Here is a 14673-nt window from a genome sequence, read left to right on the forward strand (position 1 = left end):
GCAACGCTGGCGGAAGGCCTGGCGGCCGCGTCCCTCGGGGCGCGGCCGTCTGCTTACCATGAGGGGGTGACTGCGCAGCTGAGCTCGATGGAAACCGCCCGACTGGCCGTGAAGGCCTTGGTCTGGGGCGGAGTGCGCGACGTCGTCATCGCGCCGGGCTCGCGCAGCGCTCCGCTCGCGTACGCGCTCGCCGAGGCCGAAACACACGGTGACCTGCGGCTGCATGTGCGCATCGACGAGCGGGGCGCGGCGTTTACCGCCCTCGGGCTCTCGCTGGGCTCGCTGCGCCCGGTCCCGGTAGTCACAACCTCCGGAACGGCAGTGGGCGAGCTGTTGCCGGCGGTGATGGAAGCCAATCACGCCGGCGTGGAGCTGGTGGTGCTCTCCGCCGACCGCCCGGCCGAAATGCGCGGCACCGGCGCCAACCAAACCACCGTGCAGCCCGGCCTGTTCGGCATCCACGTGCGCTCCGCCGTCGACATCCCGGCCGGAGACGACCCGACGGACGCCATCCGCACCAGCCTCCTCAACGCGAAAGGCATCCCGCCGGCCCCGGCGGCCGCGACGGCCGACCTGCGCGCGCTGTCGGCCACGCCGTCGGCGGCAAGCGCCGCCGCAACGGCGGCCGAAACGGTGGTGCACCAGGGCGCGGTCGGTCCCGTGCACATCAATCTCGCGTTCCGGGATCCGCTGTTCCCGGATACGGACCCCGCCCCGGCGGCGGTGGAGGCAACGGACGACGGCGGTGCCTCGGCAACCGCGGCGACGGCACCTGAGCCGGTCATCAGCTGGCCCGCGGGCCTGGCGGAACCGCCGGTCCACGCGACCGAGGAACGCCGCACGGTGGTCGTGGCCGGCCACGGTGCCGGGGCAAGGGCCGAAGCCTTCGCGCGTGCACACCGGCTGCCGCTGCTGGCCGAACCGTCCTCCAACGCGAGGTTCGGCCCCAACGCCATCGGCCCCTACCGCCTGCTGCTGGGCCACCTCGGGACGCAAATCGAACGGGTCGTGGTCTTTGGCCGGCCGACGCTCTCGCGGCCGGTGTCCGCCCTGCTGGCACGCGAGGACGTCCAGACCGCGCTGTTCCAGCCGGAACCGGTGGCCTGGTTCGAGCCCGGACGCCGCCGCGAGCGGGTGATTTCCGAGCCCGGGGATCTGTCGATCTTCTCCGGAGGAGGGCCCGACGCGTGGTTGCGGCTCTGGCGGCAGGCCGCCGGTGCGGCCGATGTGGCCCTGATTGAGCGGCTGGACGCCGAACCGGAGCTGACGGGCCTGCGCGTCGCACGATCGGTCTGGCTCAATACCCGCGGCCGGCTGGTGCTCGGTTCGTCCAACCCGATCCGCGACGTGGACCTGGCCGGAACGCCCATCGACATCCCGGACGCTTTCGTGCACGCCAACCGGGGGGTGGCCGGCATCGACGGCACGGTGGCAACGGCGGCGGGCATCGCGCTGGGAGCAAGGACCGGAACCCGGGCACTCATGGGTGACCTGACCTTCCTGCACGACGCCGGATCGCTGCTGCTCGGACCCGGGGAGCCCGAGCCAGACCTGCAGATCGTGGTGGTCAACGATTCCGGCGGCGGGATCTTCTCGACCCTGGAACACGGAAAGGTGGGGGAGCACGCGGCGTTCAGCTCCGCCGTCGAACGCCTCTTCGGCACCCCGCACCGCGCGGACCTTGCCTCGCTGGCCGGTGGCTACGGAGTCCGGCACCGGCTGGTCAAGGACGCGGACGAGCTGGACGCCGCCCTCTCCGAGCCGGTGGCGGGGCGGAGCGTGGTGGAGGTCCGGACAAACCGAAGCCGGCTGCGGGGCGTGCACGCAGAAGTGGCGGCCGCCATCGCGACCGCCACCTCCCGTCTGTTGGGGTGAGCCTGCTCAGAGGACCTTCGAGAGGAACGCCTTGGTGCGTTCGTGCTGCGGGTTGGCCAGCACGTCCTCGGGCTTGCCCTGCTCCACCACCACGCCGCCGTCCATGAAGACCACGCGGTCACCCACTTCGCGGGCGAAGCCCATCTCGTGCGTGACCACCATCATGGTCATGCCTTCGTCGGCCAGCTTGCGCATGACCTCAAGCACGTCGCCCACCAGTTCGGGGTCCAGCGCGGAGGTGGGCTCGTCGAAGAGCATCATGTCCGGGTTCATGGACAACGCGCGCGCAATGGCCACCCGCTGCTGCTGCCCGCCGGAGAGCTGGGCGGGGTAGGCGTTCTCGCGGTTGGCCAGCCCTACCTTCTCCAGGTTTTTCCGGGCGACTTCCATGGCTTCGGCTTTGCCGCGTTTCTTGGCCCGGCGCTGGGCCAGGGTGAGGTTTTCCAAAACATTCAGGTGCGGGAACAGGTTGAACTGCTGGAACACCATGCCGATCCGGGTGCGGACCCGATCCAAATCCGTTTCCGGATCGGTGATGTCCACGCCTTCCACCAGGACGGTGCCGCTGGTCGGCTCCTCAAGCCGATTCACGCAGCGCAGCAAGGTGGACTTGCCCGAGCCCGAGGGCCCGATCACGCAGACCACTTCGCCCTGGTTCACATGGAAGTCAATGCCCTTGAGGACCTCGTTGTTGCCGAAGTTCTTGCAGAGGTCCTTGACCTCGATGGCCGGCGCGTCCCGGCGCAGGGATTCTTCAGTCATGGGTTACCGGCTCCTGTTGTTGCGCTTCTCCAGCCAGGCAACCAGCTGGGTGAGCGGCAAGGTGATGATCAGGTACATGAGGGCAGCGGCGACCAGGGGCGTGGCATTGGCGAACTGGGAGACGCCGTCGCGGGCAAAAGTCGTGAGTTCCCGATTGGCCAGGGCCATGCCGGCGATGAAGAGCAGGGAGGTGTCCTTGATCAGGATGACCAGCTCATTGGTCAGCGGCGGGGTGACGATGCGCACCGCCTGCGGCAGCACCACGGAGACCATGGTCCAGCTCGGGTTCATGCCCAGCGAGCGGGCCGCCTCCCGTTGGCCTGTCGGAACGGCCTCGATGCCGGCGCGGAGTGTCTCGGCAATGTAGGCAGCGGAGACGACGATCAAACCGATCAGCCCGGCGCCGGTGCTGCCTCCCGGCGGACGCCAGTCGAAGGCGATCGGGACCGCGAAGGCGAAGCCGAAGATCACCAACAGGGCAGGCAGGCCGCGGAACAGCTCGATGTAGGCGGTCGCCACCCACCGGTAGGGCGCCACGGGGGAGAGCTTCATAAGCGCCAGGAGGAAACCGAAAAGCAGACCGCCGACGAAGGCGATCAGAGTGTAGACGACGGTGTTCTTGGCCGCCGTGACGATGATGGTGGGGAACTGCTCGCCCAAGACTTCCGGGTTCAGGAAGCTCTCACGGATGGCCTCCCAATCGGCAACCAGGGCGACGGCGGCGACGGCCGCGATGAAGATGGCGTAAAGGACCCCGCGGAAAAGTCGGCGGCGGGTCGAAGGTTTCACTGGTGATGCCTTCCAGCTGTAAGTCGGCGGCCCCCGTTCCCGCTGCTGACGCGCGGGAACGGGGGCCGGAGGGCCTGCTACTCGGTGAAGTACTTGTCGTAGATTTCCTGGTACTTGCCGTTGTCGCGCAGCGTCGAGAGGGCATCGTTGACGGCCGAGATCAGTGCCTCGGACCCTTCCTTCTTCGCCGCGAAACCGTAGGACTCGTCGGTCTTGTACTCCTCGACGATGGTGAACTTGCCGTCCTCGGTGTGGCCGATGTTCACGGGCAGGTCCTGCAGCAAGGCGTCGACCTGGCCGGCCTGGATGGCCTGGTACATTTCGGCATCGGACGGGAAGGCGACGATTTCGGCGTCCTCCGGGGCGTTCTCCCGGGTGTAGGCCTCGCCGGTGGTGCCCTGCTGGACGCCGACCTTCTTGCCGGAGAGGTCGCCCACGGCCTTGATGTCGGAGTCCGTGGGGACCAGCAGCGACTGCAGCGAGTCGTAGTAGGGGTCGGAGAAGGCGATGTTCTTCTTGCGGTCCTCGGTGATGGTCATCGCGCTGGCGCCGAGGTCGCACTGGCCGGCGGCGAGCGTGACACCCGACTGCAGCGCGTCGAAACCGACGTCCTGGATGGCCACTTCAAGGCCAATCTCCGAAGAGATTTCCGTGATCAGGTCGATGTCGAAGCCCGTGTACTCGCCGCCCTCTTCGAACTCGAACGGGGGGTAGGGGATGTCGGAGCAGACGGTCAGCGTTCCCGGCTGGACCAGGGGCAGTTCGGATCCCGCGCCGGGACTGCCGGTGCTGCCGTTGCCGCCGGCGTCGTCCGAACCACCGCACGCGGTCAAAGCGAGTGCCGCCACGGCCAGGAGGGAGAACCCCTGGACCGCCTTGGATGCGTTTTTGCGCATAGTTACTACCTTTGTCTCGTTGGAAATCCGGCTTAAGTGTAGCGGGAATGCCCGCCACAGGTGATATGCACCACAGGCTACAGCCATTGCCTATTGGAAAACAGCGTAGTCGGCGGGAGGCTGGTTTGCTCCCGCCTGCCCCGATTGTCGGTGAATAGTTATCTGCGGCGCAGGCCGAGCGCCTCGATCATCGGCCGGAACTTGGCCCAGGTCTCCGCCAGTTCGGCCTCCGGATCGGAGCCGTCCACGATGCCGCAGCCGGCGTAAAGCCGGACCCGCTGCGGACTCTCCACCACGGCGCCGCGCAGCGCGATGCCCCACTCGCCGTTGCCGGCGCCGTCGGTCCAGCCCACCGGGCCGGCGTACGGCCCGCGGTCCATCTGCTCCAGTTCGCGGATCAGGGCTCCGGCCACTTCGGTGGGGGTGCCGCACACGGCCGCGGTGGGGTGCACCGCTTCGGCCAGTTCCAACGACGACGGCGGCTGCCCGCCGTCGTGCGCCAGCTCGGCCGAGACGTCGGACGCCAGGTGCCATACGTTGGGCAGCTCCAGCACGAACGGCTCGCTGTGCGAGCTCATCGCGGTGGTGAAGGGCTCGAGTTTCCGGGTGAGCGAGTCGATGGCGATCCGGTGCTCGTGCAGCTGCTTCTCGGAGCCGGCCAGCACGCGCTGGGCGTAGTCGGTGTCCGATTCGCCGGCGTGGCCGTGGGTGCGGGAGCGGTCGAGCGTGCCGGCCAGCACCCGGGCGCGGGCCACATTGTTCTCCACCTTGATCAGCATCTCCGGCGTGGAGCCGATCAGCCCATCCACGGAATACGTCCAGCAGTCCTTGTACCGTGCGGCCAGTTCGCGCAGCACCTGGGCGATGGCGATGGGCGAGGCAAGGTTGGCCACCACGTCCCGGGCCACGACGAGCTTGCTCAGGTTCCCGGCCTGGATGCGCTTAACCCCGGCGGCGACGGCATCCATGTACGCCTGCTCGGAAACCTGTCCCGGAACGAGGGAGTCGGCCGGATCGGGGCTGCGTTCTACCGAGATCTCTTCCAGCCAGCCCGCGAGCACGGCCTCGGCTGTCTCGGCGCTGAGGTGGGCATCGCCGTCGTACGTCAGATAGGTGAGCCAGGCGCGGTCGCCGTCCAGGCCCACCAGCACCTCCGGCACCACCAGGCGGGAGCTGTGGGTCGACGTGAAGGAGAAGGCGAAGGAGCCGAAGGCGACCGGTCCGGTGCCGGGGCCGCCCACCCGGTTGTCGATGTCGGCGGTGGCCTGGATCCCGCGCCACCACGCGGCGGCCTGCTGGAAGCGGTCCGGTCCGCTGGCCGTGAACCGCGCAATCTCGCCGAAGCCGGCGAGCCCGCCCTCGCGCCGCACCCAGCAGAGCACGTCGTCGCGCACCAGATACTCCAGCAGCCCTTGGGTGTCGGGCACCGCCGGCCACTCGACCGTGATGCCGCGCAGCGTACCGCCGGGCACTTGGTCCGCAGCCTCCGGTACCGAGCGGCCGGCCGGTGCGGCCGGCCCGGTTCCGGGCAGGCCGGACGAGGGGGACAGGGGGGAGGTCATGGTCATTAAGCCTACTCTGCCCGGGCAAAGGTCACCGCCCTCGATCGCCCGGGTTCGCGGGTGGGCGCCGGTCTTTGAGACAATGGGCCAGTGAATCGTGCATCGCTGGAGAAGCGCCCGGATGAAGTAGCCGCCATGTTCGATGACGTGGCGCCGAAGTACGACCTGGTCAACGATGTGTTGTCGATGGGCCAGACCCGCCGGTGGCGCCGGGTCGTGGTGGACGCGGTGGATGCCAAGCGTGGCCAGAAGGTCCTGGACCTGGCCGCCGGAACGGGCACCTCCAGCGAACCGTATGCCGATGCCGGCATCCATGTGGTGGCGTGCGATTTCTCCCTCGGGATGCTGCGCGTGGGCAAGCGCCGCCGCCCGGACATTGATTTCGTGGCCGGAGACGCGACCAATTTGCCCTTCGCGGACAACTCCTTCGACGCCGTGACCATCTCCTTCGGCCTGCGCAACGTCAGCGATCCGAAACTGGCGCTGCGCGAGATGCTGCGCGTGGCCAAGCCCGGTGGCCGGCTCGTGATCGCCGAGTTCTCGCACCCGACCCTCCCGGTCTGGCGCACCGTCTACACCGAGTACCTGATGCGCGCGCTGCCGGCGATCGCGTCCAAAATTTCGTCCAACCCCGACTCCTACGTCTACCTGGCCGAGTCCATCCGCGCCTGGCCCAACCAGCACCAGCTGGCCGAATGGATCACCGGCGAAGGCTGGCAGGACGTGGCGTACCGCAACCTGTCCGGCGGCATCGTCGCCGTCCACCGCGCCATCAAGCCGGGCCGCGACGATGCGGCCAACGCCGACGCGCAGGCCGCGCTGCGGCGCCAGAGCAGCAGGCACACCCTGTAGCCATGTCAGTTCTCATTGTTGGGGCAGGCCCGGCCGGATCCACGGCCGCGTACTACCTCGCCCGCGCCGGCGTGGACGTCACGGTGCTGGAAAAGACGGCGTTCCCGCGCGAAAAGGTCTGCGGCGACGGCCTGACGCCCCGCGCCGTGCGCGAAGTTCAGCTGCTGGGACTGCCGCACGAGGAATCCGCCGGCTGGCGCCGAAACCGGGGGCTGCGGCTGATCGCCGGCGGCCGGCAGCTCGAGCTGCCTTGGCCGGAACTGAGCGACTTCCCGGACTACGGGCTGATCCGCACCCGGCTCGGCTTTGACGAGCAATTGGCCCGCCACGCGGCGGACGCCGGCGCCGTCGTGCTGGAAAGCCACTCCGTCTCCACCGCCCTCCGGGACGAGGCCGGACGGGTCGCCGGGGTGCGCGCCAACGTGCTGGACGGGCGCGGGCGCAAGACCGGCGAGACCAAGGACTTCTTCGCCGACGTGGTGCTGGCCGCCGACGGCAACTCCACCCGCACGGCCCTGAGCCTGGGCATCGAGAAGCGCGACGACCGGCCGCTGGGCGTGGCCGTGCGCACGTACTTCACCTCCCCCCGGCACGACGACGACTGGATGGAAGGCTGGCTGGAGCTTCCGGATGCGGCCGGCAACCCGCTGCCCGGCTACGGCTGGGTCTTCGGTGTCGGCGACGGCACGTCCAACGTGGGCCTGGGCATCCTGAACTCGTCCAAGTCCTTCGGCAAGCTGGACTACCGGCAGGTGCTCCGCGAGTGGACCGCCGGCATGCCGGCGGACTGGGGCTTCACCGAGGAGAACCAGGTGGGGCAGATCCGCGGTGCGGCCCTGCCGATGGGGTTCAACCGCACGCCGCACTACAGCCCCGGCCTGCTGCTGCTCGGCGACGCCGGCGGCATGGTCAGCCCGTTTAACGGAGAAGGCATCTCCTACGCCATGGAGTCCGCCCGCTACGCGGCGGAGCTGATTGCCGACGCGCATGGCCGCTTGTCCGGGACCGGCGGGCAGCTGCTCAGCATGGCCGGCTTCGACGCCGCGATGGCCCGCTACCCGGGAATCATCCGCGGGCACTGGGGCAGCCACTTCACCCTGGGCCGGATTTTTGCCCAGCTGATCGGCAAACCGGCCATCATGAAACTGGCTTTGAGGACCGGAATGCCGGTCCCGCCGTTGATGCGCTTCGTGGTGCGGATGCTGGCCAATCTGACCGACTCGGGCGGCCGGGGATTTGAGGATAGAGTTATTCATCTGCTGGAGCAACTGACGCCGCCGGCATCCAACCAGGCCGGCAGCCACAAGCCGGCCGGCCATACCGCCCCCACGATTAGTTAGTGTTGAACAGTGACTGACGCCAAACCGAGTTGGACTCCCGCCGGCCAGAACCCGCCGGAGTCGCCGGAGCTGGATACCGCGACTGCCGCCCTTGCCACCAGCTTGAACCTGCCGGATGGATTCGCCCCGGTGGCCCAGGACGCCGTGCTCGGTCCCGCGGTTTCCACCGCCTTGGCGCGGGTGGAGAAGCAGCTGCGTGCTGCCATTGCACATTCCGATCCGTTCGCCGATGCCACCAGCCGCCATCTCGTGGAAGCCGGCGGGAAGCGGATCCGTCCGCTGCTGACCATCCTGGCCGCGCAGCTGGGGAACGGTTCGGTTCCCGACGTGGTGCAGGCCGCCGTCGTCGTCGAACTGACGCACCTGGCCACGCTCTATCACGACGACGTGATGGACTCCGCGCCGTACCGCCGGGGCGCCCCGACCGCCCACGAGGTGTGGGGCAACCAGGTGGCCATCCTGGCCGGCGACCTGATCTTTGCCCGCGCGTCGCTGCTGGTGTCCGAGCTGGGGCCCGAAGCAGTGGGCATCCAGGCGCGCACCTTCGAGCGGCTCTGCCTGGGCCAGCTGCACGAGACCGTCGGCCCGCGCGAGGACGAGGATCCGGTGGAGCACTACCTCTCCGTGATTGCGGACAAGACCGCCTCGCTGATCGCCACCTCCGGCCAGCTCGGCGCCATGTTCTCCGGCGCCGGCGAGCAGGCCGTGAACGTGATGCTGGAATACGGCGAGAAGGTGGGCGTGGCCTTCCAGTTGGCCGACGACGTGATCGACGTGACCGGCCTCAAGGCCAAGTCCGGCAAGACCCCCGGCACCGACCTGCGTGAGGGCGTCCCCACCCTGCCGGTCCTGTTGCTGCGCCAGGCCGCGGCCGACGGCGACGCGTCAGCCGCCGCCGTGCTGGAACTGGTGGACGCCGACCTGACGTCCGACGAGGCACTGGCCGACGCGGTCTCCGCGCTGCGCGGGCACCCGGTCACCGCCAAGGCCTGGGCCATCGCGGGTGAATGGGCCGAAGCCGCCAAGGTGTCGCTGGCCCCGCTGCCCGAGAGCACGGTCAAGGCCGCGCTGACAGCCTTCGCCGAGGCCGTGGTGGACCGCGAGGTCTGACCTGCCGTGCCTGCGCCGTCTTTCGAGGGATAACGAGTGACCGTAGAACAAGCACTCTTGTCCTTCGCCCTGGTGGCCGGCCTGCTGACCCTGGTTCCCGGGATGGATACCGCATTGGTGTTGCGCTCAGCCGTCAGCGAGGGCCGGGGCAAGGCATACGCTACGGCGTTAGGCATTAACACCGGGGCCCTGGTCTGGGGCATCGCGGCCGCAGTCGGGGCGTCGGCCCTGCTGGCTGCCTCCGAAACAGCGTTTACGGTGCTGAAGTTGGCCGGCGCCGCTTACATGGTCTGGCTGGGCACCCGGATGTTGATCCGGTCGTTCCGGAAACCGGCCCCGTACCTTCCAGACGCCGGCGCGCCGGCCGCTGCGTCGTCGTACGTCAGGGCGTGGCTCACCGGCGTCGGGACGAACCTGTTAAACCCGAAGGTCGGCGTCTTCTATGTGGCGATGATCCCGCAGTTCATCCCGCCGGACGTTTCCCCGGCGCTGATGGGCACGGCGCTGGCCCTGGTGCACAATCTGGAGGGGCTGGTGTTCTTTTCGGCCATCATCTGGGGCACGCACCTGGCCCGGAAGTGGCTGCGCACCCCGGCCGTGACGCGCTCCATCGACCGGATCACGGGCACCGTGCTGGTCGGTTTCGGCGTCGGGCTGGCAGTCGAAGGACGCTGAGCCAGGCTTTCTCAGTCTTCCTCGTCGTCGTCGAAGACCCACTCGAACATGTCGAAGACGAACTCGCTGAAGGTCGCCTCCTCGCTCTGCCACTGGGGCTTCGGGCCGTTCGTACGGATCCAGACGATGGGGTCCGGTACATCCAGATGTTCCGTCCTGAAGCCCCAGTTCGCTTCTTCGTCCATCTCGTCCAGGAACAGCAGGTAGCCGTCTTCGATCTCCAGTTCGTCCGGGTCGAAGAAGAAGTCGTGCGCCTCCATCAGGTCTTCGCAGCCGCCGAGCGCGTGGTAGAACTCCACCAACGCCTGCGGGACCTGGAACTTGTGACCGCCCAGCAGCCCCTCGAGTTCGTCGTAGGAGATGCCGTCGTCCTCGGTCCACTTCCGGTCCAGGTATTTGGGCACGAGGGCACGGAATTTGTCCACGAACATTTCGGGCATGGTTTCTCCCTGGAACGGTTGATTGGAGGGCTTGAGTTCCATCCTATGCGGCGGCACCGACTGTGCTGAACGGCGGCCGGCGGCGGCACCAGACGGCGGTGCGGGGAGGGGCCCCGCGCACGACTCCGGCACTGCAGGACGCGCCGGGTGCCTTCCGACGCGCCTGCCGTCAGTCGCGGCGGCGGGTGGCCAGGCCGGGGTAGTCGATCACGATGCCGTCCGAATCCACCACGATCTCGGCGCTGAAGTCCCCGGAGGTGTAGGTGACCGCGGCGGTGCCGGTGCCGTCGTCGTAGGCGCGGGAGCCGCTGTAGATCTGCTGCCGGCCGAGCACGCGCAGGCTCGGCATCTCCACCCACGCGACCGTCAACTCCGCGGCGGCTTCGGCGTCGTGAACCAGGCCCAGCCGCAGGATCGGCATGGTGTTGGTGGCCGGGCACAAACCCAGGTCGCAGTCCACCGCCCCGACCAGGGATTCCGGATCGGCGATGCCCGGCTCCGGCAGGTCGCTGTCGCCGGACACTCTGGTCGCAGAGCTCCAGGTGCCGTCGGGCGCGCGGTCCAGCACCAGGTGCCGGCTCCAGCCCCGTCCGTGGACGGAAACCGTGAGGTTTTCGGTGAACCAGTTGCCGGTGGTCGTGAGGGACCAGCTGGCGGCGTAGCTGGCGGTGCGGGAGGCGCCGTGTGCGCTCAGCCGTTCCGGTTCCAGATTCAGGGTCGCCGTGTCCGCGCGCTGCGGATCGTCGGTTCCCACCCAGGTGACCGTCCGGCTTTCGTGCGTCTCGTGTCCCATGCCCCCAGCCTTGTGTCTGTGCGCTGCCTTGGCAAGGGATGGCAGCCGCCTAGCCTTTCGTCCGCGAGTCCGAACCCAGCCGCCGTACCGTCAGGGCCAGCCACAGGTGCACGCGGTCCGCGGTGAGGGCGGGATCGTAGCCGGTCAGCTCCACGATCTGGGACAGCCGGTAGCGCACGGAGTTCCGGTGCAGGCCCAGTTCCTCGGCCACGGCCGCCACCGAGCCGTTTAACTCCAAATAGGTCTGCAGCGTGGGCAGCAGCGCCGCGTCGTGGGCCGCGTCGAACTCGGCCAGCGGGTCGAGCGCCTCGGCCGCAAGATCGGCCAGCGGCACGTCTTCCGATGCCAGCAGCAAGGAAGTCAGGGACAGCCGCTGCGGCACGTTCAGCCGCTCACCCCGGCCTACGGCCTCCTTGGCCTCGAAGTAGCTCCAGCGCAGCCCGTTCGCCTGCGCATAGCTGCCGCCCACCCCGACCGTTGCCGAGAGGCCGGCGTTCTGCAGGTAAGCACTGAGCTCTCGGCCCAGCGCGTCACCCGACTCGGCGCCCTGCACCACCAGCACCAGCCGCTCGTCGACCAGGCCGGTGACCACGCCGTCGAACGCGGCCGGCAGCGGCAACGTGGGCAGCGCGCGGCGTTGGGCTGCTCCCACCTGCACCATGACCACCAGTTGCCGGCGTCCGGCGTCGATCCCCACGTTGCTCAGCCGCAGTGAGGCGTCGCCGCCCTGCAGCACGCCGCGCACCACATCCAGCAGCACCTGGCCCACGGAGCTGCGGTCGGCCGCGCGGCGGTGCGCCTGGTTGCTCAGCTCCAGGCTAATAAGGCTCTGCGCGTAGTCCACGATGGCGTTGCGCTCGTACGGCTTGCCCAAGGCCAGCGTGCAGCGGTCCTTCAGGCCGGTGGCGATCGGAACCTCGTGCCAGCTGGTTCCCTCGCCGCCACCGGTCCCGTACAGCCGGGTGCCGTATTGGGAGAGCACGACGTCGGTGCCCACCATTGCTGCCAGGGTGCGCAGGAGCGCGGGGAGGCCGCCGCCGCCCAACAGCGAGGCGGCCAGCGCCTGGTGGTCCTTGAGCAGGTGCTCCAGGCGGTTGTAGTGGTCGGCGGAAATGGCGTCGGCGACCATCTTGCTGATCGCCACGAACGGGGTCTCGTAGGGAACTTCAAAGACCGGAAGCTCAAGTTCGTTGGCAGCCGCGAGCACGCCCGGCGGGACCCGGCGGTGCGTGAGCCCGAGCGCGAAGCCCATGCCGACCGCACCGGCTTCGTGCACCCGCTCCACGAATCTGCGCTGCGCGGCCACGGTCTTCTGGCGCAGGCCCGTGGTCAGCACCACTTCTCCACCGGTCAGGAAGGGCGCCGGGTCTTCGAGTTCCGTCGAAGCCACCCAGGTAATGGGCGCGTCAGGGTCGCCCTGCGCGGTACCGACAAGCTTCAGGTGCAGCGCGGGGGAGGCCAGTAGTTTGGCGAGAGTGACAGCCATGCCTTCACTATACGGGCAGCTGTTGTGCAGCTGCACTACGGGTGGCTAGGCGTCAGGGCGCGCTCGCGGAGGGGCGGACCGGGCGCCGGTCCAAACCTTCGCGCTTTTGCGTGGCGTCGGCGCCGGTCACGGTTTTCGGGGCAGCCGCCACGGCGCTAGGATGGTCCGCGGCGTCACACGCGTCACACCCCTGCCAGCCCTACACCGTGAGGTCCCTTCATGAGTACCCCTTCACCGCAGGCAGCGTCGGGCGCCAAGCCCAAACGCGAGATGTGGTCCACCCGCAAGGTGTTCATCCTCGCGGCGATCGGCTCCGCCGTCGGCCTGGGCAACATCTGGCGCTTCCCGTATGTTGCCTACGAAAACGGCGGCGGCGCCTTCATCATTCCTTACCTGGTCGCTCTGCTGACGGCCGGCATCCCGCTGCTGTTCCTGGATTACGCCGTCGGCCACCGCCACCGCGGGTCCGCCCCGCTGGCCTTCCGCCGGCTGGCGCGCGGCGCAGAAGGCCTGGGCTGGTGGCAGGTGGCCATCTGCTTCGTCATCTGCGTCTACTACGCCGTCATCATCGCGTGGGCCGCGATGTACATGATCTACTCCTTTACCGAGGCGTGGGGCGACGACCCCGCCGGATTCTTCCTGGGGTCGTTCCTGCAGGTGAGCGAGGACGTGAACATCGGCTTCGACTTCGTGCCGACGGTCCTCATCCCGCTGGTGGTGGTCTGGGCGGTGGTGCTGCTGGTGCTCGCCGCCGGCGTGCAAAAGGGCATCGGACGGGCGAACATCGTGTTCCTGCCGCTGCTGCTGGTCATGTTCCTGCTCCTGGTGATCCAGTCGCTGTTCCTCCCGGGCGCCGCCGACGGGCTGAACGCTCTGTTCACTCCCGACTGGGGTGCGCTCACCAATACGACGGTATGGGCTGCGGCCTATGGCCAGATATTCTTCTCGCTGTCCGTTGCCTTCGGCATCATGGTCACCTACGCGTCCTACCTCAAGCACCGGACGGACCTGACCGGGTCCGGGTTCGTGGTGGGCTTCGCGAACTCGGGTTTTGAGATCCTTGCCGGCATCGGCGTCTTCGCGGCGGTCGGCTTCATGGCCTTCAGCGCCGGTGCCGAGGTCGGCGACGTTGCCGCCGGTGGGATCGGGCTGGCGTTCATCGCGTTCCCCACCATCATTTCCGAGGCCCCGCTGGGCGGACTGCTCGGGGTGCTCTTCTTCGGCTCGCTGGTGTTCGCCGGGTTCACCTCGCTGATCAGCATCATTGAAGTCATCATCTCCGCGGTCCAAGACAAGCTCGGCATGAGCCGCGTCAAGACCACCTGGTGGGTCGGCATCCCGCTGGCGTTGATTTCCATCCTGCTGTTCCCGACGACCACCGGCCTGAACCTGCTGGACGTCACCGACGCGTTCGTCAACAGCTTCGGCATCATGGCGTGTGCCCTGGCGACCGTGCTGCTGGTGACCTACGGATTCCGCAAGCTGCCGCTCCTCGGCGGACACGTCAGCGAGGTTTCATCCATCAAGCTGGGCCTGTGGTGGCGCATCATGGTGGGCATCATCGCGCCGATCGTGCTGGGCTACATCCTGATCAGCGAACTGATCAAGAGGATCCAGGAAGGCTACGGCGACCCGCCCATGCCCGACTGGTTCGTGAACGTCTTCGGCTGGGGCATGGCGGGGTCCCTGATCGTGGTCGGCTTCATCCTGTCGCTGATTCCCTGGAGCAAGAAGTCGGCGGCCAACGACCCGGAGCTGGATGCCCACACCCTGAAGGAGACACAGCCATGAGTACCGCAGCGATTGTCATGCTGATCATTTCCATCCTGACGGTCTGGGGAGGCCTGGCGTTGGCCCTGGTCAACCTCAGCCGCCACCCCGAAGACGAGGGTGCCCTGCCGACGGACCACGCACCCGAGCTCTGACCTGGCTCCGCCCGCCCGGCTGCGCCCCGGGGCGCGAAACGGCGGGCGGGGCGGCCCCTCGGTGCCTCGGCACACCGCTCGGTTGCCGGCTCTCCCTTCTGGCCAATTGCACGGCAAGGTGGCGCCTTTGCTGTGCGGGCCGCCATAGGCAGCTTCGGGCCGGGAACC

At 68.5% G+C, this 14673-nt stretch carries 14 protein-coding genes; 7 read left to right on the top strand and 7 right to left on the bottom strand.

Annotated elements, in window-relative coordinates:
* Window positions 1-66 precede the first annotated feature (66 nt).
* Window positions 67-1875, top strand: a complete 1809-nt coding sequence (gene menD / locus AC5RVS_RS06520; RefSeq protein ID WP_494107575.1) for a 2-succinyl-5-enolpyruvyl-6-hydroxy-3-cyclohexene-1-carboxylate synthase — start codon at window positions 67-69, stop codon at window positions 1873-1875.
* 6 nt (window positions 1876-1881) lie between these two features.
* Here menD and AC5RVS_RS06525 read toward each other — a convergent pair whose 3' ends face one another.
* The 4 genes from AC5RVS_RS06525 to AC5RVS_RS06540 all read right to left on the bottom strand — a co-directional run bounded on the left by AC5RVS_RS06525 (window position 1882) and on the right by AC5RVS_RS06540 (window position 5884).
* Window positions 1882-2637 carry an amino acid ABC transporter ATP-binding protein gene (locus tag AC5RVS_RS06525; protein ID WP_494107576.1) on the bottom strand — a complete coding sequence of 252 codons (756 nt, stop codon included), beginning with the start codon at window positions 2635-2637 and terminating at the stop codon, window positions 1882-1884.
* A 3-nt stretch (window positions 2638-2640) separates the two neighbouring features.
* Window positions 2641-3426: an amino acid ABC transporter permease gene (locus tag AC5RVS_RS06530; protein ID WP_494107577.1), complete on the bottom strand. Its 786-nt coding sequence runs from the start codon at window positions 3424-3426 to the stop codon at window positions 2641-2643.
* 77 nt (window positions 3427-3503) lie between these two features.
* Window positions 3504-4322: a basic amino acid ABC transporter substrate-binding protein gene (locus AC5RVS_RS06535; protein WP_494107578.1), complete on the bottom strand. Its 819-nt coding sequence runs from the start codon at window positions 4320-4322 to the stop codon at window positions 3504-3506.
* Between the two features lie 158 nt (window positions 4323-4480).
* Entirely contained in the window at window positions 4481-5884 is a 1404-nt protein-coding gene (locus AC5RVS_RS06540) for an isochorismate synthase (RefSeq protein ID WP_494107871.1), read from the bottom strand.
* Window positions 5885-5974: 90 nt separating this feature from the next.
* Here AC5RVS_RS06540 and AC5RVS_RS06545 point away from each other — a divergent pair, with 90 nt between their 5' ends.
* From AC5RVS_RS06545 to AC5RVS_RS06560, 4 genes are read left to right on the top strand one after another with little or no spacing between them, the layout of a single operon-like run.
* Window positions 5975-6736, top strand: a complete 762-nt coding sequence (locus AC5RVS_RS06545) for a demethylmenaquinone methyltransferase (RefSeq protein ID WP_494107579.1) — start codon at window positions 5975-5977, stop codon at window positions 6734-6736.
* 2 nt (window positions 6737-6738) lie between these two features.
* Window positions 6739-8076, top strand: a complete 1338-nt coding sequence (locus AC5RVS_RS06550; protein WP_494107580.1) for a geranylgeranyl reductase family protein — start codon at window positions 6739-6741, stop codon at window positions 8074-8076.
* 9 nt (window positions 8077-8085) lie between these two features.
* Window positions 8086-9186: a polyprenyl synthetase family protein gene (locus tag AC5RVS_RS06555; RefSeq protein ID WP_493989465.1), complete on the top strand. Its 1101-nt coding sequence runs from the start codon at window positions 8086-8088 to the stop codon at window positions 9184-9186.
* Between the two features lie 36 nt (window positions 9187-9222).
* A complete protein-coding gene (locus tag AC5RVS_RS06560) occupies window positions 9223-9861 on the top strand; it encodes a LysE family translocator (protein WP_494107581.1) in 639 nt (212 codons plus the stop codon).
* Between the two features lie 11 nt (window positions 9862-9872).
* Here the strand turns inward: AC5RVS_RS06560 and AC5RVS_RS06565 are convergent, their stop codons facing one another.
* From AC5RVS_RS06565 to AC5RVS_RS06575, 3 genes are all read right to left on the bottom strand, one after another.
* Window positions 9873-10301, bottom strand: a complete 429-nt coding sequence (locus AC5RVS_RS06565) for a hypothetical protein (protein ID WP_493989463.1) — start codon at window positions 10299-10301, stop codon at window positions 9873-9875.
* Window positions 10302-10470: 169 nt separating this feature from the next.
* Window positions 10471-11094 (bottom strand): putative glycolipid-binding domain-containing protein, encoded by a 624-nt coding sequence (locus AC5RVS_RS06570; protein ID WP_494107582.1) that lies wholly within the window; start codon window positions 11092-11094, stop codon window positions 10471-10473.
* A gap of 49 nt (window positions 11095-11143) precedes the next feature.
* Window positions 11144-12580 carry a PucR family transcriptional regulator gene (locus AC5RVS_RS06575; RefSeq protein WP_493989461.1) on the bottom strand — a complete coding sequence of 479 codons (1437 nt, stop codon included), beginning with the start codon at window positions 12578-12580 and terminating at the stop codon, window positions 11144-11146.
* A 219-nt stretch (window positions 12581-12799) separates the two neighbouring features.
* Here AC5RVS_RS06575 and AC5RVS_RS06580 point away from each other — a divergent pair, with 219 nt between their 5' ends.
* Together AC5RVS_RS06580 and AC5RVS_RS06585 are read left to right on the top strand one after the other, a co-directional pair.
* Window positions 12800-14371: a sodium-dependent transporter gene (locus tag AC5RVS_RS06580; protein ID WP_493989460.1), complete on the top strand. Its 1572-nt coding sequence runs from the start codon at window positions 12800-12802 to the stop codon at window positions 14369-14371.
* Entirely contained in the window at window positions 14368-14505 is a 138-nt protein-coding gene (locus AC5RVS_RS06585) for a methionine/alanine import family NSS transporter small subunit (protein WP_493989459.1), read from the top strand. The genes AC5RVS_RS06580 and AC5RVS_RS06585 overlap by 4 nt, the downstream gene beginning before the upstream one ends.
* Window positions 14506-14673 lie beyond the last annotated feature (168 nt).

Source organism: Arthrobacter sp. Y3221048, assembly GCF_059092685.1.

Excerpts from the sequence above, each read along its gene's own strand:
- AC5RVS_RS06525 (WP_494107576.1), bottom strand. The coding sequence starts at position 2,637 with ATGACTGAAGAATCCCTGCGCCGGGACGCGCCGGCCATCGAGGTCAAG.
- AC5RVS_RS06580 (WP_493989460.1), top strand. The coding sequence starts at position 12,800 with ATGAGTACCCCTTCACCGCAGGCAGCGTCGGGCGCCAAGCCCAAACGC.
- AC5RVS_RS06535 (WP_494107578.1), bottom strand. The coding sequence starts at position 4,322 with ATGCGCAAAAACGCATCCAAGGCGGTCCAGGGGTTCTCCCTCCTGGCC.
- AC5RVS_RS06540 (WP_494107871.1), bottom strand. The coding sequence starts at position 5,884 with ATGACCTCCCCCCTGTCCCCCTCGTCCGGCCTGCCCGGAACCGGGCCG.
- AC5RVS_RS06570 (WP_494107582.1), bottom strand. The coding sequence starts at position 11,094 with ATGGGACACGAGACGCACGAAAGCCGGACGGTCACCTGGGTGGGAACC.
- AC5RVS_RS06565 (WP_493989463.1), bottom strand. The coding sequence starts at position 10,301 with ATGCCCGAAATGTTCGTGGACAAATTCCGTGCCCTCGTGCCCAAATAC.
- AC5RVS_RS06575 (WP_493989461.1), bottom strand. The coding sequence starts at position 12,580 with ATGGCTGTCACTCTCGCCAAACTACTGGCCTCCCCCGCGCTGCACCTG.
- AC5RVS_RS06550 (WP_494107580.1), top strand. The coding sequence starts at position 6,739 with ATGTCAGTTCTCATTGTTGGGGCAGGCCCGGCCGGATCCACGGCCGCG.
- AC5RVS_RS06585 (WP_493989459.1), top strand. The coding sequence starts at position 14,368 with ATGAGTACCGCAGCGATTGTCATGCTGATCATTTCCATCCTGACGGTC.